This window comes from Gemmatimonadaceae bacterium, from assembly GCA_016720905.1.
Taxonomy (GTDB): Bacteria; Gemmatimonadota; Gemmatimonadetes; order Gemmatimonadales; family Gemmatimonadaceae; genus Gemmatimonas.
In genome coordinates this window covers 1-22,195 of sequence record JADKJT010000012.1, presented here as the reverse complement: position 1 = coordinate 22,195, position 22,195 = coordinate 1, and the positions used below count along the sequence as shown (strand labels likewise).

Annotated in this window: 25 protein-coding genes; 16 read left to right on the top strand and 9 right to left on the bottom strand. The window is 64.3% G+C overall.

The window, feature by feature from the left end:
- Window positions 1-22: 22 nt before the first annotated feature.
- From IPP90_11460 to IPP90_11425, 8 genes are all read left to right on the top strand, one after another.
- Complete coding sequence (locus IPP90_11460; protein ID MBL0171330.1) at window positions 23-1,828, top strand: Ig-like domain-containing protein; 1,806 nt, start codon at window positions 23-25, stop codon at window positions 1,826-1,828.
- Window positions 1,829-2,396: 568 nt separating this feature from the next.
- The gene (locus IPP90_11455; protein MBL0171329.1) at window positions 2,397-3,470 is read left to right on the top strand and encodes an Ig-like domain-containing protein; all 1,074 of its coding nucleotides are present in this window, start codon (window positions 2,397-2,399) and stop codon (window positions 3,468-3,470) included.
- 6 nt (window positions 3,471-3,476) lie between these two features.
- The gene (locus tag IPP90_11450; GenBank protein ID MBL0171328.1) at window positions 3,477-3,752 is read left to right on the top strand and encodes a hypothetical protein; all 276 of its coding nucleotides are present in this window, start codon (window positions 3,477-3,479) and stop codon (window positions 3,750-3,752) included.
- Between the two features lie 567 nt (window positions 3,753-4,319).
- Window positions 4,320-4,550 (top strand): hypothetical protein, encoded by a 231-nt coding sequence (locus IPP90_11445; protein MBL0171327.1) that lies wholly within the window; start codon window positions 4,320-4,322, stop codon window positions 4,548-4,550.
- Window positions 4,478-5,203: a hypothetical protein gene (locus IPP90_11440; GenBank protein ID MBL0171326.1), complete on the top strand. Its 726-nt coding sequence runs from the start codon at window positions 4,478-4,480 to the stop codon at window positions 5,201-5,203. The genes IPP90_11445 and IPP90_11440 overlap by 73 nt, the downstream gene beginning before the upstream one ends.
- Complete coding sequence (locus IPP90_11435; protein MBL0171325.1) at window positions 5,200-5,802, top strand: DVUA0089 family protein; 603 nt, start codon at window positions 5,200-5,202, stop codon at window positions 5,800-5,802. The genes IPP90_11440 and IPP90_11435 overlap by 4 nt, the downstream gene beginning before the upstream one ends.
- Window positions 5,803-5,865: 63 nt before the next feature.
- Window positions 5,866-6,201 carry a hypothetical protein gene (locus tag IPP90_11430; protein ID MBL0171324.1) on the top strand — a complete coding sequence of 112 codons (336 nt, stop codon included), beginning with the start codon at window positions 5,866-5,868 and terminating at the stop codon, window positions 6,199-6,201.
- A gap of 40 nt (window positions 6,202-6,241) precedes the next feature.
- Entirely contained in the window at window positions 6,242-6,589 is a 348-nt protein-coding gene (locus IPP90_11425; GenBank protein ID MBL0171323.1) for a hypothetical protein, read from the top strand.
- 11 nt (window positions 6,590-6,600) lie between these two features.
- Here the strand turns inward: IPP90_11425 and IPP90_11420 are convergent, their stop codons facing one another.
- Window positions 6,601-7,017 (bottom strand): hypothetical protein, encoded by a 417-nt coding sequence (locus IPP90_11420; GenBank protein ID MBL0171322.1) that lies wholly within the window; start codon window positions 7,015-7,017, stop codon window positions 6,601-6,603.
- A 48-nt stretch (window positions 7,018-7,065) separates the two neighbouring features.
- Here IPP90_11420 and IPP90_11415 point away from each other — a divergent pair, with 48 nt between their 5' ends.
- The 5 genes from IPP90_11415 to IPP90_11395 all read left to right on the top strand — a co-directional run bounded on the left by IPP90_11415 (window position 7,066) and on the right by IPP90_11395 (window position 13,346).
- Window positions 7,066-9,603 carry a glycoside hydrolase family 127 protein gene (locus tag IPP90_11415; GenBank protein MBL0171321.1) on the top strand — a complete coding sequence of 846 codons (2,538 nt, stop codon included), beginning with the start codon at window positions 7,066-7,068 and terminating at the stop codon, window positions 9,601-9,603.
- Window positions 9,604-9,680: 77 nt separating this feature from the next.
- On the top strand, window positions 9,681-10,139 hold the full coding sequence (locus IPP90_11410) for a hypothetical protein (protein ID MBL0171320.1): 459 nt from the start codon (window positions 9,681-9,683) through the stop codon (window positions 10,137-10,139).
- A 166-nt stretch (window positions 10,140-10,305) separates the two neighbouring features.
- Complete coding sequence (locus IPP90_11405) at window positions 10,306-10,671, top strand: BlaI/MecI/CopY family transcriptional regulator (GenBank protein MBL0171319.1); 366 nt, start codon at window positions 10,306-10,308, stop codon at window positions 10,669-10,671.
- Window positions 10,668-12,329 (top strand): TonB family protein, encoded by a 1,662-nt coding sequence (locus tag IPP90_11400; protein MBL0171318.1) that lies wholly within the window; start codon window positions 10,668-10,670, stop codon window positions 12,327-12,329. Before IPP90_11405 ends, IPP90_11400 begins: the two co-directional genes overlap by 4 nt.
- Window positions 12,330-12,356: 27 nt before the next feature.
- Window positions 12,357-13,346: an ankyrin repeat domain-containing protein gene (locus IPP90_11395; protein MBL0171317.1), complete on the top strand. Its 990-nt coding sequence runs from the start codon at window positions 12,357-12,359 to the stop codon at window positions 13,344-13,346.
- Window positions 13,347-13,368: 22 nt separating this feature from the next.
- On the opposite strand, the gene IPP90_11390 is transcribed toward IPP90_11395, so the two are convergent.
- Both IPP90_11390 and IPP90_11385 read right to left on the bottom strand, forming a co-directional pair.
- Complete coding sequence (locus IPP90_11390) at window positions 13,369-13,911, bottom strand: hypothetical protein (protein ID MBL0171316.1); 543 nt, start codon at window positions 13,909-13,911, stop codon at window positions 13,369-13,371.
- A gap of 27 nt (window positions 13,912-13,938) precedes the next feature.
- Window positions 13,939-14,379 (bottom strand): hypothetical protein, encoded by a 441-nt coding sequence (locus tag IPP90_11385; GenBank protein ID MBL0171315.1) that lies wholly within the window; start codon window positions 14,377-14,379, stop codon window positions 13,939-13,941.
- 39 nt (window positions 14,380-14,418) lie between these two features.
- Between IPP90_11385 and IPP90_11380 the strand changes: the two genes are divergently transcribed.
- Window positions 14,419-14,565, top strand: coding sequence for a hypothetical protein (locus IPP90_11380; GenBank protein MBL0171314.1), 147 nt, complete (start codon window positions 14,419-14,421; stop codon window positions 14,563-14,565).
- Window positions 14,566-14,570: 5 nt separating this feature from the next.
- On the opposite strand, the gene IPP90_11375 is transcribed toward IPP90_11380, so the two are convergent.
- The 6 genes from IPP90_11375 to IPP90_11350 all read right to left on the bottom strand — a co-directional run bounded on the left by IPP90_11375 (window position 14,571) and on the right by IPP90_11350 (window position 20,994).
- Entirely contained in the window at window positions 14,571-16,097 is a 1,527-nt protein-coding gene (locus tag IPP90_11375; protein ID MBL0171313.1) for a hypothetical protein, read from the bottom strand.
- Window positions 16,098-16,483: 386 nt separating this feature from the next.
- Window positions 16,484-16,924: a hypothetical protein gene (locus IPP90_11370; GenBank protein MBL0171312.1), complete on the bottom strand. Its 441-nt coding sequence runs from the start codon at window positions 16,922-16,924 to the stop codon at window positions 16,484-16,486.
- An 87-nt stretch (window positions 16,925-17,011) separates the two neighbouring features.
- Window positions 17,012-17,629 (bottom strand): hypothetical protein, encoded by a 618-nt coding sequence (locus tag IPP90_11365; protein ID MBL0171311.1) that lies wholly within the window; start codon window positions 17,627-17,629, stop codon window positions 17,012-17,014.
- 579 nt (window positions 17,630-18,208) lie between these two features.
- A complete protein-coding gene (locus IPP90_11360; protein MBL0171310.1) occupies window positions 18,209-18,550 on the bottom strand; it encodes a VOC family protein in 342 nt (113 codons plus the stop codon).
- 79 nt (window positions 18,551-18,629) lie between these two features.
- The gene (locus IPP90_11355) at window positions 18,630-19,901 is read right to left on the bottom strand and encodes a hypothetical protein (GenBank protein MBL0171309.1); all 1,272 of its coding nucleotides are present in this window, start codon (window positions 19,899-19,901) and stop codon (window positions 18,630-18,632) included.
- Between the two features lie 436 nt (window positions 19,902-20,337).
- Entirely contained in the window at window positions 20,338-20,994 is a 657-nt protein-coding gene (locus IPP90_11350; GenBank protein MBL0171308.1) for a membrane integrity-associated transporter subunit PqiC, read from the bottom strand.
- A 3-nt stretch (window positions 20,995-20,997) separates the two neighbouring features.
- Between IPP90_11350 and IPP90_11345 the strand changes: the two genes are divergently transcribed.
- Both IPP90_11345 and IPP90_11340 read left to right on the top strand, forming a co-directional pair.
- On the top strand, window positions 20,998-21,204 hold the full coding sequence (locus IPP90_11345) for a hypothetical protein (GenBank protein MBL0171307.1): 207 nt from the start codon (window positions 20,998-21,000) through the stop codon (window positions 21,202-21,204).
- 240 nt (window positions 21,205-21,444) lie between these two features.
- The coding region (locus tag IPP90_11340) for an Ig domain-containing protein (protein MBL0171306.1) at window positions 21,445-22,195 on the top strand (751 nt) is incomplete at its 3' end.

Here is a 22,195-nt window from a genome sequence, read left to right as displayed (position 1 = left end):
AACCCTTTGCGCTACAAATGGTATGACCAACACCGTATGCGACGTGCGTCGACTCCGTCTGCTTGCCACCCTTGTGCTAACCGCATGTGGCGGCGGCGGGACGGTTGACGCGCCACCGTCTTCACCGCCACCGGTTGCCAGTGTCTCGGTGACGCCGGGAACCGCGAACCTGGTTCCCCTTGAGACCACCCAGCTCACCGCTGCGGTGACGGACACAAAGGGCGGGACCGTGACGCGGGCCGTGAGCTGGAGCTCAAGCAGCCAGACCGTGGCCACGGTGAGCGCGAACGGATTGGTGAGCGCCGTCGCGCCCGGTCAGTCTACCATTACTGCTACGCTTGATGGCCAGAGCGGCACCGCAGTCGTCACGGTGGCCGAAGGCGGCTCGGTAAGTCCAGCCGGCGGCACGATTGTCGCCGCCGGCGGTGCCATCACGTTGGTGATACCAGCCGGCGCCGTTCCGGCGAAGGTGGCCGTGTCGGTGAACCCAATCAGTGATGCGGTCGCCGATCCGGAGGGCTACTGGCTGGCGGGTGGCGTGCGGTATCAGCTTGGTCCAAACGGCACCCAGTTCGCGCAGCCTGTGACGGTCACCATCCGTTACGATCAGACGGCACTCCCACCATGGGCGCTGCCCGGCGACCTGACCATCCAGCGGTGGAACGGCACCCAATGGCAGCCGTTGAGCAACACCCCCGGCGACCTTGACGCCGGGTCAGGGCAGCGTGAATCAGGGGCGTCGTTCGGTGGTATTCGCCGCCACGATTCCCGGGAGCAATCGACCCTCCAACACGCTGCAATACGTCTGGACCACGACCGGGTCGAACGGTGGCCTTGGCGCACAGTTGGACAACACGATTCAATACACGGCGTCCGTGCCGATTCTTCCCGCGGGCGACCTCGATTTCGTGCGCGTCGAGATACAAGGTCGTCGCGTTCCCAACGGACCGTTGGTGGGGCTGGCATCAGCCATTACCAGTGTGAAGGCGGATTTGAATCTCACGGTCGAGTTGCAGCCGTCGTCGTCGCTGGTGCAGTACAGCGGTTCGGTTCCGCTGTCCGCCGTGATCTTCGATCGTGCCGGCAATCTCGCCCAGGTGTACGGGAGCCCAGAGCTCTACTTCGAGTGGACAGCGACACAAAATGCGGGCACCGTCTCGCTGGGAACGCAACGCACGCAGTCGAAGGCCATTTCGTACACGGCGTTTCCACCCTCGCAGCAATCGGCGGTATTCCCCAAAGGCGACAAGATCACGGTGAAGGCGCTTGTTCGTGTGCCGGAGTACGAACAAGCGAAATACGATCCCATCCTGGGCAAGCTCATCTCAAGGGTTATCGGGGAGACGTTCACACCCATTGGACAGGCGGACGCAATCATCGAGGTCATTCCCCGCTATGTGGTGAAGCTCGTTCCGGCATCGACCGACTTGGTTGGCGGCCAGCAAGTGGGACTCCGCGTAGAGTTGGAGCCGGCGTGGCAGGGCACGGAGAGCCTGTCCTTCCGCTGGCGCAACACCGCGAACTACGGAGATCTTTCGGTGCCACTCGGGACGCTTACCCAGCAAGGGACAGCGAACTATCTGGCGAGGAGCGGACAGGGCGGCGGCTCCGATCTTGTCGAGGTGGACGTCCACGTCGGCATCATTCCCCGGCTTCAGCTTGGCACCGCGCAAGCGGTCGTGCAGGTGGGCCCCCGTGTCACCGCCATGTGGCGAATCGAATCGGCCACCGTGACCCGTGCCGGTACGCTCAACGACCCGGACGTGGACCTGCTCTACTACAACTACGTGGTGAACGGGATGAATGCGCTCGCCGCCCGCTTCGGTGACAACCACATCTACGTGAGTGCCGGCGAGGCCAGACTGCAGCAAGTTCCCGCGGGTCAGGGTGCGAACGTGCGAGGCATCGTCGAGCCTCCGCGGGCGATCCACTATGGGCTGGCCGACGACAAGCGCTTCTCCTTGGGACCACTCGGAGGCGGTGGGCTTTCCGGTGAATACTGGATTGGTACCGATGAACTGGACCCAACCTCGTACGTCATGAAGAACACCATCAATACCACCATGACGCCCGGGGTGCTGCAGGGCAGTTTCACCGTCATGGCGTGGCCGGGGGTGGTGTACACAGTGACCTTCCGGGCGCTGCAGATTATTCCTGACGCGATGGAGAACGGTCGTGGGTAATGGGCGTGGCCTCCGCACAAAAAGGGAGAATGAGCCGTCTCGCGATCGCGCGTTCTACAATAACCGGTCTCGCACGCGGCCCCCGACAGGCGCGCCGCTGCCCGCGCAACCATGCGGCCCGGATGCTTCGATGATTCGCCGACGGATTGCGGTGCTCGCGCTGGTTGTGCTCGGCGGCTGTGGAGGCGTGACGGTCCCACCGGTCCGGCCAGCGTGACATCGATTGCGATCGCCGCGCCCTCGCAGTTGCTCTCGGCCATCGGCGAGACCATCACGATGAGTGCCACCGGCAAGACGGCCAAGGGCGCCGCGGTTGGCAATCTCACGTTCACCTGGAGCTCATCCAACCCCGGAGTCGCGACCGTCGCCAACGGACTGGCACTGCGATCGGGAACGGCAGCACCCGATCAGCGCCGCCGTGGGCGGCGCGACGGGCAGTGTGCGGTGTCGGTTCGGCAAACCGCGTCGCAGGTGACCGTCACGTTCGCCACGGACACCATTCGCGCCATCGGTGATACCGCGCGTGCGATCGCCGCAGCGCGAGACTCGCGCGGCAATCCGATCACGGGGCGGACCGTTACGTGGACGTCGGGAAATCCCGCAGTCGTCACGGTTGACGGCAACGGGCTGATGACCGCAATCGCCGAAGGATCGGCGATCGTCCGCGGGGTCAGCGGGTCCGCGCAGGGCGAACGCACCATGCAAGTACGGCAGCGTGCCGCACGCTTGATATTTCTGCGACAACCGTCGCCCGCGCGCGCCGGTGTTGCGTTCACCATTCAGCCGCAGGGCGAGTTGCAGGATGCGCGGGGCAATCGCGTGAGCACCGACAATGCGACCGTCGTGACCGCAAGTGTCGGGGGCACAGGCGGTGGTGGCACGGTGGTGTCCGGCGCCACCGCAACGGCCAATGGTGGCGTCGTGACGTTTACGGTGCTCGCCATCGGAGGCCCGGTTGGCCTGAAAGTGCTGCGGTTGCAGGCTCCGTCCACGTCGACGGCAAGCAGCGAAGCGTTCGCGCTGAGCGCGGGCAATCCGTCCACGGTGATTGCGGCGTCCGGCAACGCGCAGAACGGTCTGGCGGGGAATGCGCTGCCGCAACCGCTGGTTGCGGGTGTGCGCGACGCGTTCGGCAACCCCGTGGCCGGCGTCGACATGAACTTCACCGTCACGCAGGGAACAGGAACGGTGAATCCGGCGCAAGCAGTGACCGATGCCAATGGCAACGCGGCCACGGACCACACGCTGTCGCGCTATGCGGGTAACAGCACTGTCACCGGCGCGTAGGCGACGGTGCCGTCGGCGCAGGCGCAGTTCACGGCGGTCGGTGCGCCGAACGGGGTCATTCGTGGAACCATCACCGGTAGCGGTGCCGCCCTCGTGACCGTCGCGGATGCGGCGGTGCGCGGCGGCGGCGTGCATCGTCGGCTTACCGGCTATGCGGCCAACATCCAGCCACCGGCAGCCGTGCGCACCAAGCCGGCGCGCGCGCCGCTCCCCCGCGGCGACCGCCGACGTCTGCGACGGCCACTCCGACCGACCCGTACGTGCCCGGCGAATTGCTGGTGACGTATCGGCGAACGGTATTGGTGCTCCGGCAATGGGTGCGCAAGCGTATCGACAGGCCACCGCAGTGGCGCGGTGCGGATGGCAATTGAAGCCCGCGTTGCGCCGACCGTTGGCGAGGGGACGTCACCACGTTTCCGTCTCGTAAGCGCGCTGACCGCTCGCCTCAGGCTCGTGCCGGGCGCGGATGAGACGCGGTGTCGAGTCGCTTCGTCGCGATGCGCGCGTGCAGGCGGTAGAGCGCAACTACATCATGACCACGCATCGGGTCCGCCGACCGCCATGCGGAATTCCTGATTGCGCGAGGCCGGTCGGTCCGCCCCGGTTTCGCTGCAATCCTTGTTGACCGTACCATTCGCGCTGGCGGCCTGATCAACACGTATCCCGGCGGCGGCGTGGTATCCGGGTAACTCGCGATACGTGGAGCAGTCGTGGCACTATAACATCATACAGTTGCCGTTGGCCTGGACGGTCACGACCGGCAGTCCGAGCGTACTCATCGCTGTGGTCGACGACGGCATACGCTTCGACCCCCGGCCATGGTCGGCGTGCTCACGTGGCTTTGACTTCGTGTCCTCGTCCAGCGCGCCACTGTGCGCGGGCGGTTCCATAGATGTCACCGGCGACGGCGACGGTTACGACAGCAATCCCACCCAGCCGTCAAGCCGCGCCAGTGGCATTGCACGTGGTGTGATGCGCGGAATCACGGACTCCACGTATCCGGCACGTTGGGGCGATCCGCAACAACTCCAGCGGCGTGGTGGGCGTCAATTGTCGAGCGCATCCGACCGGTGCGTGTGATGAGCATCGCCGGTGGTGGCACCAGCTACGACATCGCGCAGGGTGTCCTGTACGCGGCTGGCTGCCCGTCGACAATGGCATTGGTGGCACAGTCCCGCGGCGGGCGGTCCGGCACGCGTCATCAACATGAGTCTCGGAGGCTCGAGCCCCAGTGTGGTGATGGCGAACGCCGTCAGGCCGCCTTCATCAATGGCTCCCTGATCATCGCCTCGGCCGGGAACAGCAACAACGCCACGCCGCAACTATCCCGCGTCGTATCCGGAACCGGTGTCGGTTGCGGCTGTCGCGCCCTCCCGGCCCGCGCGTCGTATTCGTCCTACGGTGCCAATGTGGACATTGCCGCCCCGGGTGGAGACGTCAGTTTCGGCGCGACGCATGGCGTGTACTCCTCCACGGAACTTCCAGAACGGCACTCCGATCGTGGATTCGTGGCAGGGGACGTCCATGGCCGCGCCGCACGTGCCGGGATGGCCGCACCCTGCTTTCACGTGAACCGGGCCTCACGCCCGCACAGCTCAAGGCGCGTCTCATCAACTATACGATTGACCTTGGTGCACCCGGATGGGACCAGTTCTTCGGCACCGGCCGGTGAACATGGTGAATATTCGCGGCCACCACAGTGCCGCCGCGCACGTTGTTCGTACGACTTGTGAACGCCACGACCGGCGCGACCGTGCAAACGGTGACGGCCGGAGTTGGTGGGACGTTCGGGTTCACAGGACTTCCCGACGGTCCATACTGGGTGTTCGCAGGCGTCGACGAGTACAGCGACGGAATTTTCGGGGTGCCAATGCGACCGTGGGGAGCACTGGGTTCTGCTGCAGCGCCGACATCGGTGGTGGTGGATGGTGCAGGACTGTATGCGGCCAACTTCGCCCTGGCTGGCGCCTCGGAATTGGAGCCCAACGACACGCCGGAAGGTTCCGACGAGTTGCTCCCGGATGGTTACATGATCGGAACGTTTTCGGGTGCGAACGATGTCGACTTCTTTCGGTTGCGTATTCGCGTGGTCAGCAACTACCTCATTGAAGCGGTCGGGCATGTCGGCGCCTGTGGCTGGGCGGTGGAGGCCGATCCCATCCTGACACTCTTCACGGCGGGCGGCACACAGTTGAGTTCGAACGATGACATCGATTACGACAACAACGACTATTGCTCTCGCCTCTCAGGAACGTTGCCTGTCGGTGACTATCTGGTGCGACTGAGCGGCTACGGGTCCGGTCGCTATGCGGTGAGTGTGCGACGGCAGTAGGCAACGCCCAGGCGCCCCAGTCACGCGAGCGATACGACGGTCGCCTCGATATGCAGTAGCGCCATGAGGAACGTTCTCGTGGCGCGACTGTGGACGGTGCCGTCGACACTACTGCAGGTGCGGCAGCTGGGTGACCGTCGCATACTCGAGGCGTTCACACTGACCGGCAGCCCCAGCGACGACGAGGCTGGTTGGCCGACATCGGATCACCGGCCCGTCGGCGTCGCGCCTGCGCTTTGGCGACGGCGACTCGCGGCGCTGCTGCTCCTCACTGGACGCGAAGTACTGATTGTCAGCGCGCCGACCGCCTCCGGGGCGGGCGTGCCGCCGCGATTGCCCGCGATTGCCCCCTTTGCCGCTGCGTGCGCCGGGCGCCTTGCCGCAGGCGACCATCGATGACGCATACCCCCGCGTCGACACGCCAGACGACCGTGCACACGTGCAGCAGCCGTTTGTTGTTGATGCGTCAGTCGTGGACGGCGGCTTCGTGGTGCTGCTCGGCGTTGTGTCCGACCGACAGGGACGTATGCTCGACTACTACGACGAACGCGGTCAGTATATCCAGAGCGCCATGTTGCCCTTCACGGCATCGGCAATGACCGGCGCCGGACCACGGTTTCTGGTGCTGCATCAGGACGAGAAATTTCGCTGGTGGTTGTCATCATGGATCACCCCGATGGCCGCACACGGCGCGACGCCACCGCCCGCACCCCGGCGCGTCGATCAGGCGCCAAACAAACGGCTGTTCGAGCCGCCGAGTGTGCCGACATCGCGCCCTCGTCCGTAAACGTGCTCATGTCATGGTCTCGAGATCACGAACGTGTACCTGTCGACGCCACCATCGGGGAACCGGATTTCCGCGCGTCCCTTGCCGGTAGTGGTGGAACCAGCGTCCAAGGTGAATTCGAAGACCTGCCAATCCTGTTCATCCCACGACAGGCGCATGCGCCCGGCCGTGCAGGCGCCCGCCCGTAGCCGGCAGCCAAACTGTCCGTTCGGACCATCCGATCGCATGGCACCACCCAGCGTGCTGTCCACTTGCACAACCGTGGCGGTGAAGGTGATCCACGGCGTGGGTTTGGCAGTGAGTTCGCCCGAATTGCCTTGCGAGGTAAACGCGAGTTTCCACTCGCCGGCATACAGGGTGTGCGACTGCGCCCGCGCGACGCCGGCGAACAGCAGGGTACCGAGTACCGAAAGAATAATCCGTTTCATGATGCCCCAAAGGTTGACGCCCCGTCGCCACGCCCGTAAGTCAACGATATGAGCAACCACGACTCTGGCAAGGATCTCACCCGGCGCGAGCTCCTGCAACGGTTCACGGCCAGTGTGCTGGTGACCGTGAGCGCGACGCCGATCGGTCAGGCGTTTGCGTTGACGTCACACGCCGAGCCGGAAGTTACCAGACTGGTCAACACCGAGCCGGTCAACGCGGTTGCCGGTGTCGATCGGGTGGTGATGAAACACGGAAAAACCTACTTGAACGGATGGGCAGGGTACGGTACACCGCCAAGGCCGGGGCGTGGACGACGAGGTGCCGCCGCGTCCGCCCCCACGGGTCCGGCGCCACGAACCACATGGAGCAAAGTGTCAGGTCCGGGCACGGTCACCTTTGCCGACCCGAACGCCGCCAGCACCACGGCGACCTTCTCGGCGGCCGGCGACTACGTGTTGCGAGTGACCGCCAACAATGGCGACACGACGGCCGAGTCGACACTCACGGTGAAGGTGGAACTACCGCCACCGGTCAAGCAGCTGTCGCCGGTGGTGACCACGCGTCACACGATCACGAGCCCGCTGTGGAGCGCGCGCACAAAAATCCTCATCACGAAATGGATTCCGCACTGCATCGAGCAGTGCACGCGCACGGATATTCCCGCCGGTCGCGGCGACGGCGGCCTGGACAACTTCATCGAAGCGGCCAAGGCGCTGCGCGGCGAACCGCATGCGGCGCACCGCGGGTATGTGTTTTCGAACGCGTGGGTGCACCAAACCGTGGAGTCGATGAGTCTGGCGTTGATGGTGGATCCGCAGGGTGACACCGAGATCGTCGCCGCGCAGAATCACATGCGCACCACGCTCAACGAATGGATTCCCATCATTCTCGCCGCGCAGCATCCCGATGGGTATCTGCACACGGCCCTCACGCTCCGCGATGTGCCGCGACCGGATGGGCCTGGAATTCCGGGTGGCTCGTCACAACCCTGGACGCAGCGCTGGAGTGCGTCGGCGCGAGCCAACCATGAGGGATACGTGGCGGGCTATTTCATCGAGTCGGCAATCAACCACTACTCGATGACCGACCGTAAGGATGACCGACTGTACACGGCCGCGAAGAGGCTCTGTGACTGCTGGGCCGACCACATCGGCCCCGCTCCCAAGCAGGAATGGTTTGACGGGCATCAGGAGATGGAGCAGGCGCTCGTGCGTTTCGGCCGTTTTGTGAACGAAGTGGAAGGCGGTGGCAAAGGTGATCGGTACGTTGCCCTGGCCAAGTTCCTGCTGGATTGTCGTGGCAACGGATCGGAGTACGACCAGAGTCATGTACCGGTGACACAGCAGTACGAAGCCGTGGGCCATGCGGTGCGCGCCGTGTACAACTATTCGGCGATGGCCGATGTGGCCGTCGAAACGCACGACGTCGACTACCAAAGCGCCGTCAAGTCGCTCTGGGACAACATCACCCACAAGAAGTACTACCTCACCGGTGGTGTCGGGAGCGGAGAAACATCAGAAGGATTCGGGCCCAACTATTCGCTCCGCAATAATGCCTACTGCGAAGCCTGTTCCAGTTGCGGCGAGATCTTCTTTCAGTGGAAGCTGCATCTCGCGTACCATGACGCGAAATATGCCGACCTCTTCGAGCAGACGCTCTACAACGCGTTGCTGGGGGCACTCGACCTGGAGGGCACCGCATTTTTCTATACCAATCCGCTGGCACAGACGGGCCCACGCTCGGCCTGGCATGGGGTTCCGTGCTGCACCGGCAACATTCCGCGCACGCTGCTCATGCTGCCCACGTGGATGTATTCGAAAGATACGCAGGCGATCCACGTCAACTTGTTTGCGGGAAGCAGAGTCCTTGTGGACAAGGTGGCGGGTACCGATGTCGAAATGGTGCAGGACACGAACTACCCCTGGAGCGGCAACGTCGCGATCACGGTGAATCCCACGGTGCCCGCGCGGTTTTCGATCAACATCCGCATGCCGACGCGCGATGCGAGCGCGTTGTATGCGGCCACGCCGAAAGCAGACGGGATCTCGTCGCTCAAGGTGAATGGTCGCGCCGAGCGGATGAATGTGGTGAACGGGTATGCGGTGGTGACGCGCAGGTGGAGCGCGGGCGACACGATCGAGTTGGCGCTGCCCATGACGGTGCAGCGCGTGCGGGCCGACGCCAGGATCGAGGCGGACGTCGGCCGCGTGGCGCTCCGGTACGGACCGCTCGTGTATAACATCGAGAAGGTGGATCAGGACATTGACGGGGTGCTGGCGCCCGACGCACCACTCACCACAGAGTGGCGCGGTGATCTGCTGGGTGGGGTGACGGTTATTACCGGTGCGTTCGCGAACGGAGCGCCCATGACGGCCATTCCGCACTACGCCCGGTTCAATCGGAATCCGGCACCGCCGCCGCCACCGCCACGGCCAGACTCGGCGACGGCGGCCGCGAACGCGGCGGCCAATGCCATCGAGGTCGCGACGGCGGCCGCCACCGCCATCGCGGCCGGCAAACCGCTACCACGTCCTGCCGGGCCGACGGCGAGTTCAATTGTGTGGATTCGTGAGCGACCGGCGTGACGCGTGCTTGCTCCCGGTGGTTATGAATTGCAGCGCACCGACGAGCATCGGGTCCACGACATCAGGAGTATCCGCGCGTGCATTCAAACCGTACTAGTCGCGCCCGGTGGGCGATCTCCGCGACGTTGCTGCTCGCGTCGGTTGCGTGCCACGACGCCACCGGACCGGACAACCCAGCCGATGGTGCGGCACTCTTGGCACCGATGTTCTCCAGTCTGTCGCTCATCGAGTTGTCACCGACGCAACTGCGCGCAGGGCAGCCGTTCGAGCTCACGGTGAACACGTTCGGCGCGGACGGCTGCTGGGGTCGTGAGCGCACCGACGTGTCAGTCGGTCGACGCGGAATCACCGTGACGCCGTACAATCGGGCGCTGGCCGTCACCAATGTGGGATGCACGCAAGCGTTGTCACGTATCCCGCACCGGGTGACACTGCTCCTCGCCACGCCAGGCGAACATCGCCTGACCGTGCGCGGCACGGACTTTGAGAGTCGGAAGCCGTTAGTTGTGATTATCACGCTCACGGTGCTGCCGTGACCTTGCCTCGAATGCACGACGCATCGGGACCGCCGTCCAACGCCGTCTCCCGCGCCCCGTCGGCGGCATGGCCCGCATGACCTACTATCGGCATAGTTGACAAACCCGGTCCGTCGGTGGTATCTACTATCAGGCTAGTAGGAAGACCACTGAGCGCGGGGGAGTCATGGTCAATGCGACGTTGGGTGAGCGCGAACTTGAAGTGATGGCCGTACTGTGGGAAATCGGTTCGGGGACGGTCGCGGAGGTGCGCGAGCGACTCGACGCCGGACTTGCGTACACCACGGTGCTGACCATCATGCGCAACCTCGAAGCCAAGCGGTTCGTGCGGCGCGAGGAGGAAGGGCGCGGGCATCGCTACTTCCCCCGTGTCCAGCAGCACACCGCGCAACGCACAGCGCTCACGCGCCTGGTGTCGGAGTTCTTCGATGGATCTCCGCAGGCACTCCTCGCGCAACTGGTTGACCAGCACGGGGTCTCGGCCGAGGAGCTCCAACAGCTGGCGCGTGTAATCCGGGAGCGTGCCAAGTGATCGCGCGCTGGATGCTGGGTGCCCTGGTGTTCTCCGGGCTCGTGTCGCTGGCCGCGCTTGCCGCCGAACATCTGCTGCGCCTCGCACGCGGGGCGCGCCGAACGCCGTGGATGCTGGCCATCCTCGCGTGTGTGGGGTGGCCGATGCTCGCGCCGTTCTTCGTGCAGTCTGCGCCACCTACCGGTGCGGTGGGCGAGGTGGTCCAGGGACTGGGCAACACTGTCGTGCCGATCGCTCACGCGCCATCGTTTGACTGGACCGCGGCGATGGGACGTCTGGACCCGGTGCTGCTCACCTTGTGGGTGGTCGCGTCGGCCACGTTGCTGTGGCAGCTCGTGCGCGCGGCATTCATGCTGCGCCGCGTGCAACGTGAGGCGCGCCGCGCCGACATTGACGGGGCGCCGGTGTTGGTGCACGATGCCCTTGGACCTGCGGCCATCGGTGTTATCACGCCACGGGTGATTGTCCCGACGTGGCTGCTTGAGCTTGACCCATCGCTGAGGGCGCTGGTGCTCACGCACGAACAGGAGCATTGTCGCGCCGGCGATTCGCGCGTGGTGTGGCTGGGTGTGTTGTCAACGGCTCTGATGCCGTGGAATACCGCCCTCTGGTGGTTGGCCTCGCGCTTTCGTCTCGCCATGGAAATTGACTGCGATACCCGCACGCTCAGGGGTGCCGATCCCGCGCCCTACGCCCGACTGCTCCTGCTCATTGCGCACCGCCACGGCACCGCGCGTTACGTACCCACACTTTCACCGACCGCCGCCCAACTTCAGCGGAGAATTCAAGCCATGCAGACCACTGTGATTCGTTTCCGTGTATGGCACGCCCTCGCGGCCGCCGCCACTGGTACGCTTGCCATTGCCGCGGCGTGTTCGCCGCGCGTGTCTTCGAACCTGACGGCGCCGTCGCCGGTTGAACCACCGACCACGGCCCGCGTTGCCACAACGCCGACGTCGTCGGCCGCCACCGCGACGGTGACGCCGGAAGCCGACCAGCGACAGGAGGCCGTGTTGCTGCCGGGGAGTCGCGGCCCGCGCTACCCCGAGTCCATGCGCGCGGCCGGCGTCACGGCGAACGTGTTTGCGCAGTTTGTCGTGAACGCCGATGGCACGGTGGATACGGCGACACTGAAGATTGTGCGTGTGACCACCAGCGAAGGGGCGGACCAGACGGAGGCACGCGCAGCGTTCGGCGCCGCCGTAAAAGCGTCGCTGGCCGAGATGCGCTACACCGCCGCACGCGTGAATGGGCGCGATGTCCGCCAACTGGTGTCCATGCCGTTCGCATTTTCACTTGCCGGACCGACGCCTGCCAACGAGTCAACGGTCAAGCCAATTCCCACGAATTCGTCGCTGCCATACTTCGATTTTCAGGTCGAGAAGCCCGCGCAAGCGCGACCGGGCGTGAAAGGACCGCGATATCCGGAGGAGCTGCGCAACAGCAAGATCGAAGGTCGTGTGCTCGCGCAGTTTGTCGTTGATGCTGACGGCGTGCCGGACATGTCCACGTTCAAGGCCGTCAAATCGGATCATCAGGGCTTCACCGACGCCGTGCGCGCGGCGCTCGCCGACATGCGCTTTGAGCCGGCCATGATTGGTGGCAAACGGGTGAAACAACTGATGCAAGCCCCGTTCGAATTCTCGCTTTCGCGCTGAACCGCCAACCGTTTTCCCCGAACGCCCATGAGTCCTGCCAAAATCGTCGCCGTCCTCAATTGGGTGGCCGTCGGAATCATCTGCCTGGTTGCGGGCGCCGAGGCCCTGTCCCCTGCGAAAGGTGGCGATGCGGCAACCCGGGGGTTTGGGCAAGCCTTCTTTGTGTTGGCGTTCATTGCGGTGGTCGTGTTGGTCGGGCTGAACGTCTTGCCCTTCAATTGGACGAAGTACGTGGCGTTGGGGTTGGTCGCCCTGCCAATTCTGTTCTTTCAGATCTGGCCAGTGTGGCAAGAGAAGCAGCGTATTGCGCGGAATGAGGCGCGGTACAAGATGGAAGATGCCCAGCCCATTTTCGAAGATCAGCAGCGGGACCAAATTGCCCGGGCCATTCGTGGAGGCGACTTGGACAAGCTCAAAGTCCTGCTGCAATCGCCTGTCGAACGGCTCAATGAGCGGGGCGCGTTGCTGGCCAACGCGATTTCAGAGGCGTCCTATGCCGGCTATCGGGATGAGGAGAAGCTTGAAGGCGTCCGACTGCTGCTGGCCGCTGGAGCAAAATTCGATAGCACAAAGGCCCTGGACGTCCCGCCGCACTTCAGCGCCGCACAGGGCGGTCGTGTGGAGCTGCTGCGCTTGCTCCTGGAGCAAGGCGCCGATGCCAATGCGTACCAGGTGCACCTGGAATACTCGATTCTTTTTGAGGCCGTCGCCGCCACCGGAACACCCGAAGCAGCGGTGCGAGCGTTGCTGGAGTTCGGTGCAGACCCCAATGCGACGGCCGTGTTTGATAAGGCCGTTGGTCCGATGACACCGCTATGGAGGGCAGCACGATTGAATCGTTGGGGCGTGTGTGCGGCGCTGCTTGAACACGGTGCCGATCCCAACTTCAAACTCGCTGGCGGGCCATCGTTCCGGGATTATGTACAAGAAGCCGAAAAGGGGCTCTCCCAAAGTGACGTTGAGCGAAGGGCGGACTTTGACCGGATGAAGAAGGTGTTGGATCGTGTGAAAAGGTAGACGGTGGCGGGAGGGCCCTCCATCACGAGATCCATTGCATCGTGCACGAGGTGATCTCCCAGCTCTGATCACTGCGCCGCCGCCCCTTGCAGACCCAACTGGCGGCCGACAGCCCGTGCTGGTAGTACCCGGTCGCAACCGTGAAGCTCCCATCCGTTGCAAACGACGGTTCGCCGACGGACACGGAGATACCTCGCTTGCCTGTCAGGGTGTCGACGACCAGCGACGTCCCGCGCGGCGCGGCGCCCAGCAGCATAACCTTGCAAGCGGACATTGGCCGAAGGAGCATTGCGCGACCCTGCTGTAGCGCATCGATAACCACACGCGGCGGATCGACGCCAGGATCTGGCCCCTGAACGCAGACCAGTTCCGGCTGGGTTGCGGCATGAGCCGTTTGAGTCCCGTTGGTGAACGCGACGCCGTAGATCGTGATTGCCAGGGCCATACTGTCGGCCATCGTGGTCGGCCCCTGCGCCCGCACCGTGGCGGACATGCACGACGCCAGCCCGATGGCCACGGCCATGGCCGTACCGCGTGGATGCGCCCGCAAGCGATGCTTCATCATGATGACAACGGTCCGAGGGGCTGACAGCTACAACTCTCCGTGCACATGTGGCGCTGGAGTGGTCAAAGGCGTATGCCTGTCATCGCGGCGCGCTCCGAGCAGGACGACGGCAATAATCGCGAAGGGGAGAATAGTGCCGATCAGCCACGCAGCTTCGCCGGTGTTGCGCCTCCACGCCGCGGGCGTCCCGGCCAGGAGCAGGATCGCGGCGTAGGCGGCGGCAACCTGACCGAGAAACAGACCGATGACGAAAAGGGGTCGATAGTGTGGACGGTCTTCGATGAGGGGAAACGTGAGCACGAGCGCACCAAGCAGCGGCGCGGCCATAAAGAAGGGCACAATGGGCATCAGCAATAGCCCAGCAAAGCCGCACAGCAAGACCGCTGGAATTGCGAGCAGCCACACGCCAACGATGTAAAGGTGTCGGAAGGGCCTGTGTCTCATTTCAGGATCCATGAATACCGTCATGTGTCAATGATACGTTGATCGATCCGCTTCCCAAAGCGCGTGAAAGCTGGCCAGGCCGAGATCAACGGCATCAAGTTCCAATCGCTCGCCTGGCCGCAGGACCTCAGCCGCAAGGTGGCCGAGGTGCGCGGGACGGCCACGATCAACGCCATCAACGCCTACCGCGCGACGCTGCCGACAGAGTAGGGCCCTCAGAATTCCTCAACCTCCATCGCCGCCAGGACCGCCTCCACGTCGTCCGACGCATCAAACGTCTCAAGCGGCGCTCCGGCGGCAAGCAGCAGCCTTGCCACCTGCGCGAATTCGCCGTTTGGCGGACCGTTCAACGATCCATGACAGCACCAGCCAAGTGGCGTGCTCTGATGATTCGCCTCGCGACGGTTGATGAGCGCCTGTCCGGCGGCCGTGGCGAGGAGTGCCGCGACGGTTGACGCGGACCCCTGCCACGATGCACAGTGCAACGCGGTTCCCTGATCCTGACCGGGCGTTGCAGGATCGAAACCGAGTTCCAGCATCAACGCCACGGCTGGCGCATTCCCGTCCCAGGCGGCGTCGGTGATCGCGCGCTGATCATCAGCACCGAGCGACGAGACCAGCTGTGGGTATTCGCGCAGCAGATCACGCGCGCTGTCGGCATCCGCGCGACGACATGCCAGACGCAGTCGGTGCACGGGTGTCGCAAAGGGCAGCATCGCGTCGAGGGTATTGTCGTGCCCGAACTGCGCGGCGACGTCCAGTGGTGAGCGGTTGCTCCCGATGGTCCAGAGATAGATGTGCGAACTGCTCGGTGGCACGTCTCCGTACCGACCACGACCGGTGTGCTCCTCGAGCAGCGCGGGGTTGTCTCGCACCATCGCGCTGGCGACGTCAGTAAGCCCCAGCGCTGCGGCGAGGAAGACGTCAACGGACGCGCCGCGTTGCACGAGATAGCGCGCCAGCGCATAACGTCCCGCACCGCGCGCCCGGTCAAGCATCCATTCCGCCGCAGTGGCCCGATGATCGACGTCGCGCGCATCAATATCGGCCCCTGCGTCGAGCAGCAGATCGACGGCACGCTGCGATTGCGCGAAATGCAGCGGTGTCTGCCCATCACCGCCACGCTCGGCGACGCGTTGCGGGTCGGATGCGAGCATCGACGCCAGCAGCTCGACGTCGTCCAGGTGCGCGGCGGCGCAGGCGTCAGGAATTGCGCCGGCGGCGAGCAGGCGTTCAGCCGCCGCGCCGGTTGCCACATGCAGCGCGTGGAACGGACCAGCCCACCACTCGCTGCGTCGGTTCGGGTCGGCACCGAACTCAAGCAGCACGTCCACCATCGCGACGTCGGATGCACACGCGACGATGGCGGGCGCGTTGAAGGAGAATAGCGGCGCGTTGATGAGCGGTCGGAACGGCGCGTGCTGCGACAGCAGGCGTCTCACCGCGGCGGCGTCATGATGACGCATCGCGTCGTGCATCTGCTGGTGCGGGGGCCGCGCCTCTGCCATGCGCTGCTCGATGTCGCGCTTGAGGGCGCCCCAGTCGTGAAAGCCATACTCGCGCGCCAACACAAACTGCACGTCAGCGAGCACGATACGCGGTTTGTCTGGGAGCACGTCGCGAACGCGCGCCACTGCCTCAGGATGGTCGCGGGCAAACGCGCGCAGCATCTCTTTCGCCAGCGTCTTCTGCTGCGCGAGGTTGGCGCGCTCGGGGAGCGCGCGTCGGAACGGTGATGCCATGGGACGCCTCCTTCGTGATGGCCGGCGTCCGCACCATCGGCCCGAAGAGGGCGCATGGGAACTGACACTGCACAGGTGGGCGCTGCCCTTTCCGCGGACCGGAGGTGTCCCGTGACACCGACGCCAAATATCCCGGCGCGTGCGTCACGCCGCAAGCGCGCGGGTTGGGTTTGGATTGACCCCGCCGCCGGTCATATTGTGTCAATGCGGACTGGTTGGCCCACGATTGCCGTTTGCTGGGCAGACACGTTGGAACCCTGGCGTTGAGATCAATCCGAATCGTCAATGCCAATGCGCATCCGAGAGGGGCACCACACGCATCCCCGAACCTCAGGACAAGGTGCATCATGATAAGCACACAAGATGAGCCTGCGGGCCTCGGAAACCTACTCGTTGCGGGTGTGAAAAAAGGCCAGGACGTACCCGTCGGCATCAGTCACTTCGAAGCCCCAGAGACCGCTGTCGATGAACGACAACTCCTTCACGAATGACGCACCGCGCTGCCTGAACTCGTGGAACAGTGTGTCGGGATCCAGGGTGTAGATGTACGCCTCCCAGCGCGCCCATTCGTGGCGTGTGTGGTTGGGACAAGGACGCACGTCAGGACCGATCGCCTTGAGCATGATGCTGATGCCATCTCGGCTTACCTGGCCATAGTAGATGTCGTCGGGAGGTCCCTGGAAATCCAGTGCGAATCCGAAGCGTTCGATGTAGTGCGAAATCGAGGCCTGCAGGTCTTTCACGATGAAGAACGGAGTGATGGAAGCAAGGTTCCGTTCCTCTCCGTCACTTCCTGCGCGTTGTGCCGCGCGCCCGTCTGCGTCCATGACATGGTACTCCTGTTGCTTTGAACGGTAAGGTGACGCGGGTGGATGCTTGATCTCCCGAATCTGGTGCCGCCGGCGTGTCCTCCCTCATCCGGGGCATCGCGTGGACAACCACGCGACCAGCACGCGTACCTGAGCCTGACCCGATGCGTCCAGCTCCAACTGGTGCGACGTCTGTTTGGCGCTCTCACGCATCCGTCGCAACGAGGCCGAGTCGAACGAACGCAATCCGGTATCCGACATCTGGATTTCCGTGCGCATCACGACCCCTACTACGCGCCCGTCCGCGCGCAGGGACGCGATGATTGACTCACCGGCGCTGGCGAACCGTCCGGTTGACACATTGACCCTCTCGTTGAAACCGATCACCGCCCCGGTGGAGTCACGCACGAGAGACATTTCCCTCCGCGCGTCCGGCATACGACTCGATATCACCAGCCGAGGTGCCGACCGGCGCCGGGTGGTGATATCGGGATTCAAGGCCGGCTCGAGACAGGTGCCGACGGTGGAAGGCGGGACGGTGAGCGCCTTGAAGTAGGCGGGCGCCTGAGCTCGCAGCGGTGCAGGCCACCACGCGGTAAGCGCGCAGATGCCCAGTAACGTGGCGACGCCGACAATGGAGCGCGTGCCGCTCGGTGGCACCATGATGAGGTAGTTGTGCAGGTGGTACTCCTGGCGCAGGATCTTGTGCGCTGCCTGCTTCATGATGCGGTTCAACGCACCCGAATGCTACGGGCCCTTTACCGAGGCATAGCGCTAGCTTGGAGCGCCGGTGGCGGAGCATGCGGAGCGGACGCCAAGGTACCCGAAGCGAGAAACATCCATCCGAAGAAGAGCTCCTGAACCGCGAAATCCGTCAGATGTCGAGAGAGCGGCAGCCATGGTTCGTCATTCGGCACCGGCGTGGTGGCGAATGTGAGCTTGGGGAACAGCGGGCGTAGAAACGGATTCAGCACCCAACCGAATCGACCTCGGGAGGTCTTGGCGCAGAAGCACACGATTCGCGCCCCCGCACCACGACAGCGGCACGCGGAACGGCAAGGTGCTCTCGACCGACTGCTGCATCACCTTCACGCTCCGGAACGGCCGGGTTGTCGAAGGCACGGAGCACTTCAAGGACCAGGCGAACTGGGACGCGTTCTGGGTGTAGGGCTTCCCGCCGCCGTTCGGGAAGCTCCTCGGTCGCGCGGTCCGCGAATGTCCTGATCACGCCGAAGTGCACCGCGTCACGTGACACGAGTCAATCGCCGCCGGACCGCTTAACGCCCGCTGGCCGGCAGATGGCTATGCGCCGTCCGCCTGCATCGCAGCCAGTTCGTTCCCACTGGGGTCCACGAAGTGAAATCGCCGGCCGCCTGGAAAGCTGAAGATCGGTACAATGATGCGCGCGCCGGTGGCCACCACCGCGGCGAGTGTGGCTTCGAGATCATCGACCTGGATCACCGGCAAGGGTGCCCGCGTGGCTTCGGTGGGATCTGCTTGGAGGCCAAGGTCGACGTCCCCCGTCAGCGTGCAGGCGTACGTGGGGCCGAATGGCGTCATCTGCATGGCGAACACTGCTGCGTAGAAGGCCCGCGTCGCGGGCAGATCGCGGGTGGGTAGCTCGATGAAGTTGATGCGGGGCATCGCGAGTCGGGGTGAACAGTGAACAGGTAGTGAGCCATAACGCCGGAGCGCAACCAAAGGCCGCCCTGCGGGCTTGCCATCAGCCGCCCATCGGCCCCGCCTGCTTGCCCGCCTTGATCTTTGCGCTGAACTGCAGGTCGTAGTTGTTCGGTGTGGTAGTGTGAAAACTCCGGTATGCGGCGGTGTGAATATCCTTTTCCCTATCCGGCGATGACGCGATCGCGCCGGTGTCGACACGCGCGCGCAGGCCGCGCTTGCACAACTCCGCGTTCAGTTGGTCTGCATCAAACGGTGTGATACCGAACGAGACGTGATTCATCACGGCGCGGCGCTCTGTCGGCATCTGGAACGTTGGACTCAGTGCGTTACCACCGCGAATGAGGAGTCCACCGATGCCGGGCGCAATCTCGGTTTCATTCTGGCTTCCCTCGTCGCCCAAGCCCTTCCATCCCAGCAGTGCTTCGTAGAATGCGACCGTTTCCTTGTAACTCGTGCACTGGAACGAGATGTGGTCGAGGTAGACCGTCTTGAATCCCATCGGTTCAAAGGGCAGTGGCGCGTTGAGTGTGCCATTGGGCTTTGTCGTGCGACGATTCTTCTTCGTGCCGTTCGAGATCTGGACGTCCAGTCCATCGGGATCCTTCACATGGAAGCTGAAGAAGTCTGCCTTGGGATTGTGGTCGGCAACCGGATTGAGTCCGCGTTCCCTGAGCGCGGCTTCAACCTTCTTGGTGTCCCACGGTGCGATGCCCCAGCAGTATCCGTCCCACAGTGCCCCAGCGCCCTGAATCAGTTCAAACCGTGGTGTGGTGCAGGCAGGCATGTTGCTCGGATTGTTGTTCACCGGTGCGCCACCAGCGCCACCGGGCGCGCCGGCACCGCGTCCAGCACCGCCGCCGCGGCCACCAGCGCTATCGGCGCCACCGCGTCCGCCACCGCCACCAGCCCCAGCGTTGCCGCGACCACCGCCGCGCGAGGGCGGCGTGTAACCGCCCTTGATGATGACGCCGCCAAGGTCACCGATATCCATGTAAATGCCGTTCTCGTCATTGCTGCGCACCTTCCAACCCATGAACGCGGCGTAGAACGCGGCTTCCTTTTCGGCGTCGGTCACCTTCATCGAAAAGTGATCGAGCAACACCGTCTTCCACCCGGTTGGCGCAAACGGCGCCTTGAGCGGGGTCTTGATGCAACTGGCGGTTGTGTCAGCGGCACGACCGGCACATTGACCTTGCCCCATCGCGCGCGAGAAGGGCAGCGAGACCGCTGCGAGACCAAGTGCCTGAAGCAGCGTGCGGCGTGAGATCGCGCCACGGTCGAAGTCGGCGAAGAGACGATTGATGTCGGTCACGGTCTGGGACGAGGAAGGTTGGCAGGGCGGCCTAACGGAGAGTATGCGACGCGCGATGGCCACCAGCAAGACCGGCGTAGGCGGTTTGACGGCGTTGACGATTGCCGCGGCGCGCCAGGAGGTCAATGCGTGGCGTACGCACGGGGCGCTTGGACCGACGACGCCCGCCTCGCACCATCGCGAGTCACCGCGACCGTACCCGTCGCGCCTGCCAGGGCCGGAGTACTCGGGCCCCTCTGGCTTCTGCAGCGGGCGATCAAATGAAACCGGGGACATAGGTCATAGTTCGTCGCGCAAGACCCGTCCTCCCGACCGGCTTGAGCCAGCGTGGCTCCGAATATCAGACGTGCTGACGAACCCTGTGCGCCGATGCGGAGACCGCGGGCTTCGTTGTTCCTGGCTTGCGATTTCGTACGGCGCTCACGCAGTGGCGGTGTCAGAGCAACGACGGAGTCGGCATCACCCACACCCGTGACACGCGCGTGTCAGCAGCTCGGCGGCGGCAGTGAGTCGGAACGGAACCGGCCCAGGCAGGCGCGAATGTCGCTGGCGACGCGAACGAGGGCGGTGTTGAGTTGCTCACGAGTGATTCGTAGTCGCCCATCGTGAAGCGGCCGTCCTGATAGTCGGTGATGCCGCGCACAAGCACCGCGCCGTCGAATGGACGGATGATGTCCCATGTGGTGCGCACATGGACCGTGCCCGTCGTCGCGGCAGATTCCGCAACTCCTTCAAAGCGGGTCACGTGCAACGGCAGCAGGAAGTTGTGCTGCGATCGCGCCGCCCACGGGGCGACGTTCACCGCCTTCACGGGCGGCGCGTTGGTCAGGTGCGCGGCCACGGTGTGGTTGATGCCCTCGCCGAGATCTTCGCCCCAGCGGTGAAACTGCGAGGTGACGATCTCATGCGCGCCGCGACGCACGACGATGGCCGGCATGGCGAGATATGGCACCAGATCGATGCGCCGAATGCCGATGGTGAGTCCGTCCGTGTCAGCCGACGCCGGCGCGGCGATAGGGATGCGCGCCCCACTGAGCACGTACTGCTGTTGCGCTGGCGAGTTGCGCGAGAGTTTGAAGCAACCCGAGAGCATGCCATGCTTGAGTCCGCCGACGCGGGATACCACAGCGAAGCGAATCCGCAGTACCTGGCGACACGCGGTGTCCCGGCCCTCATCGCCGATAACGAGATGTGGTACCCGGCGGATACCGCCGCGACCGTCGCCGTTGGCCTGTATCCGGCAGTGTCGGTCACGCCGAGGCCGGGGTTCGCAAAAGGGATTGATCTCTTTGATGCCGGCTGACCGGTTGAAGAACGGCGAGTCGGCGCCCAGCCTGCACGCGTCCATCAACGTGCGCGCATCGCGACGCAGCGCATCGAAACGCGATTCGGAAAGCCGGGCATTCATCGTTGGGCCCGATTCTTCCCGTTCGGCGAACAGGGCGAGACTCCTGTGAGCCGTGGAGGCCAATTCCTGCGCATTCATACCTAGTATCGCTCCATCACAACGGGGAGCGCCGGCCGAACGCCTTAGGAGAACTCCATGTATCACATCGCGGCGACTCCACGCAGTGCATCACTGGCTATCCTCATTTTCCTCTCCTCATGCGGTGGCGGCGGAGGCGATGGGACGACCGTCCCGGCGATTCCGGCTGTATCCACCATCGAGGTGTCGCCGTCGGCCGTGTCCCTCACACCGAACGAGACACGACAGCTCACTGCGACGCTCAAGGACGCGACGGGTCAAGCGCTCTCCGGGAAGACGGTAACGTGGACATCGTCCGCTCCCTCACTGGCGACGGTGAGCAACTCGGGGCTGGTCACCGCGGTGTCTGGCGGAACGGCGACCATCACCGCGACCAGTGAAGGAAAGAGCGGGACGGCGTTGATCACCGTCACGGTGCCTGTTGCGACCGTCTCGGTGTCGGCGCCATCGCCGTCAATGGTCGCCGAGGAGACCTTGCAGCTTTCCGCGGTTACGAGAGATGCCGGTGGCACTGCGCTGACGGGGCGCTCGATCACCTGGACGTCGTCCCAGATAAACGTCGCAACCGTGAATGGTTCTGGTTTGGTTACTGGGATCGCGCCGGGCACCACCACGCTGACCGCAACGAGTGAGGGGAAGAGCGGCACCGTGGGATTGGCGGTTGTAGCCGGCGTTCTGATTGGTACGGCGGGTCGGACGGTCACCTCGGATAACGGCAACATCGAGATTCTCTTCCCGGCGGGTGCGGTGGCGTCACCCACCGCCATTACTGTCACAAAGATCGCTCAACTCCCCACCGCGCTCCCGG

Bases quoted from the DNA above. Each gene is read 5' to 3' on its own strand.
- IPP90_11460 (MBL0171330.1), top strand. From the start codon at position 23: ATGACCAACACCGTATGCGACGTGCGTCGACTCCGTCTGCTTGCCACC.
- IPP90_11430 (MBL0171324.1), top strand. From the start codon at position 5,866: ATGAGGAACGTTCTCGTGGCGCGACTGTGGACGGTGCCGTCGACACTA.
- IPP90_11420 (MBL0171322.1), bottom strand. From the start codon at position 7,017: ATGAAACGGATTATTCTTTCGGTACTCGGTACCCTGCTGTTCGCCGGC.
- IPP90_11415 (MBL0171321.1), top strand. From the start codon at position 7,066: ATGAGCAACCACGACTCTGGCAAGGATCTCACCCGGCGCGAGCTCCTG.
- IPP90_11405 (MBL0171319.1), top strand. From the start codon at position 10,306: ATGGTCAATGCGACGTTGGGTGAGCGCGAACTTGAAGTGATGGCCGTA.
- IPP90_11395 (MBL0171317.1), top strand. From the start codon at position 12,357: ATGAGTCCTGCCAAAATCGTCGCCGTCCTCAATTGGGTGGCCGTCGGA.
- IPP90_11390 (MBL0171316.1), bottom strand. From the start codon at position 13,911: ATGATGAAGCATCGCTTGCGGGCGCATCCACGCGGTACGGCCATGGCC.
- IPP90_11385 (MBL0171315.1), bottom strand. From the start codon at position 14,379: ATGACGGTATTCATGGATCCTGAAATGAGACACAGGCCCTTCCGACAC.
- IPP90_11375 (MBL0171313.1), bottom strand. From the start codon at position 16,097: ATGGCATCACCGTTCCGACGCGCGCTCCCCGAGCGCGCCAACCTCGCG.
- IPP90_11370 (MBL0171312.1), bottom strand. From the start codon at position 16,924: ATGGACGCAGACGGGCGCGCGGCACAACGCGCAGGAAGTGACGGAGAG.
- IPP90_11365 (MBL0171311.1), bottom strand. From the start codon at position 17,629: ATGAAGCAGGCAGCGCACAAGATCCTGCGCCAGGAGTACCACCTGCAC.
- IPP90_11360 (MBL0171310.1), bottom strand. From the start codon at position 18,550: ATGCCCCGCATCAACTTCATCGAGCTACCCACCCGCGATCTGCCCGCG.
- IPP90_11350 (MBL0171308.1), bottom strand. From the start codon at position 20,994: ATGCTCTCGGGTTGCTTCAAACTCTCGCGCAACTCGCCAGCGCAACAG.
- IPP90_11345 (MBL0171307.1), top strand. From the start codon at position 20,998: ATGCTTGAGTCCGCCGACGCGGGATACCACAGCGAAGCGAATCCGCAG.